We start from the raw sequence: 1,998 nt of genomic DNA, 5'->3' as shown, positions 1-1,998 counted from the left end.
GAACCGGATCACGGTTCAAGGTTAGAATTTCAATACAGCCAGGGTAGTATCCCACCGACGCCTCCACCGAAGCTGGCGCTCCGGCTTCTCAGGCTCCTACCTATCCTGTACAAGCTGTACCAAAATCCAATATCAAGCTGCAGTAAAGCTCCATGGGGTCTTTCCGTCCTGTCGCGGGTAACCTGCATCTTCACAGGTACTATAATTTCACCGGGTCTCTCGTTGAGACAGTATCCAAGTCGTTACACCTTTCGTGCGGGTCGGAACTTACCCGACAAGGAATTTCGCTACCTTAGGACCGTTATAGTTACGGCCGCCGTTTACTGGGGCTTCAATTCAGAGCTTCTCCCGTAAGGGATAACCCCTCCTCTTAACCTTCCAGCACCGGGCAGGTGTCAGCCCCTATACTTCACCTTGCGGTTTCGCAGAGACCTGTGTTTTTGCTAAACAGTCGCTTGGATCTATTCACTGCGGCTCTCTCGGGCGATAAACCCTATCAGAGCACCCCTTCTCCCGAAGTTACGGGGTCATTTTGCCGAGTTCCTTAACGAGAGTTCTCCCGATCATCTTAGGATTCTCTCCTCGCCTACCTGTGTCGGTTTGCGGTACGGGCACCTCTTTCCTCACTAGAGGCTTTTCTTGGCAGTGTAGGATCAGGGACTTCGGTACTAAAATTTCCCTCGCCATCACAGCTCAGCCTTCACGTTGGACGGATTTGCCTATCCAACAGCCTAACTGCTTAGACGCACTATTCCATCAGTGCGCTCACCCTACCTTACTGCGTCCCCCCATTGTTCAAACGGAAAGGAGGTGGTACAGGAATATCAACCTGTTATCCATCGCCTACGCTTTTCAGCCTCGGCTTAGGCCCCGACTAACCCTGAGCGGACGAGCCTTCCTCAGGAAACCTTAGGCTTTCGATGGACAAGATTCTCACTTGTCTTTCGCTACTCATACCGGCATTCTCACTTCAAAGCGCTCCACCAGTCCTTCCGGTCTGACTTCACTGCACTTCGAACGCTCCCCTACCCCTGTACCATACGGTACAAGCCATAGCTTCGGTGATACGTTTAGCCCCGTTACATTTTCGGCGCAGAGTCACTCGACCAGTGAGCTATTACGCACTCTTTAAATGGTGGCTGCTTCTAAGCCAACATCCTGGTTGTCTGGGCAACTCCACATCCTTTGCCACTTAACGTATACTTTGGGACCTTAGCTGATGGTCTGGGCTGTTTCCCTTTTGACTACGGATCTTATCACTCGCAGTCTGACTCCCGCGGATAATTCTCTGGCATTCGGAGTTTGACTGAATTCGGTAACCCTGTGGGGGCCCCTAGTCCAATCAGTGCTCTACCTCCAGGAATCTTGCCGCGAGGCTAGCCCTAAAGCTATTTCGGGGAGAACCAGCTATCTCCGTGTTCGATTGGCATTTCACCCCTACCCACACCTCATCCCCGCACTTTTCAACGTGCGTGGGTTCGGGCCTCCATTCAGTGTTACCTGAACTTCACCCTGGACATGGGTAGATCACACGGTTTCGGGTCTACGACCACGTACTATGTCGCCCTATTCAGACTCGCTTTCGCTGCGGCTCCGTCTATTCAACTTAACCTTGCACGGGATCGTAACTCGCCGGTTCATTCTACAAAAGGCACGCCGTCACCCGTTAATGGGCTCCGACTACTTGTAGGCACACGGTTTCAGGATCTATTTCACTCCCCTTCCGGGGTGCTTTTCACCTTTCCCTCACGGTACTGGTTCACTATCGGTCACTAGGGAGTATTTAGCCTTGGGAGATGGTCCTCCCGGATTCCGACGGGGTTTCACGTGTCCCGCCGTACTCAGGATCCACTCAGGAGAGAACGAAGTTTCAGCTACAGGGCTGTTACCTTCTTTGGCTGGCCTTTCCAGACCGCTTCACCTACTTCGTTCCTTTGTAACTCCATGTAGAGTGTCCTACAACCCCAGAGGGCAAGCCCTCTGGTTTGGGCTGTTTCC

General features: G+C 52.6%; 1 rRNA gene. It reads right to left on the bottom strand.

Annotated elements, in window-relative coordinates:
* Nucleotides 1-1,998 (bottom strand): 23S ribosomal RNA (locus ACFQ4X_RS17140); the annotation flags it as partial.

This window comes from Fictibacillus halophilus (genome assembly GCF_042680145.1).
Lineage (GTDB): Bacteria > Bacillota > Bacilli > Bacillales > Fictibacillaceae > Fictibacillus > Fictibacillus halophilus_A.
This window is presented reverse-complemented; position numbering and strand designations above follow the sequence as displayed.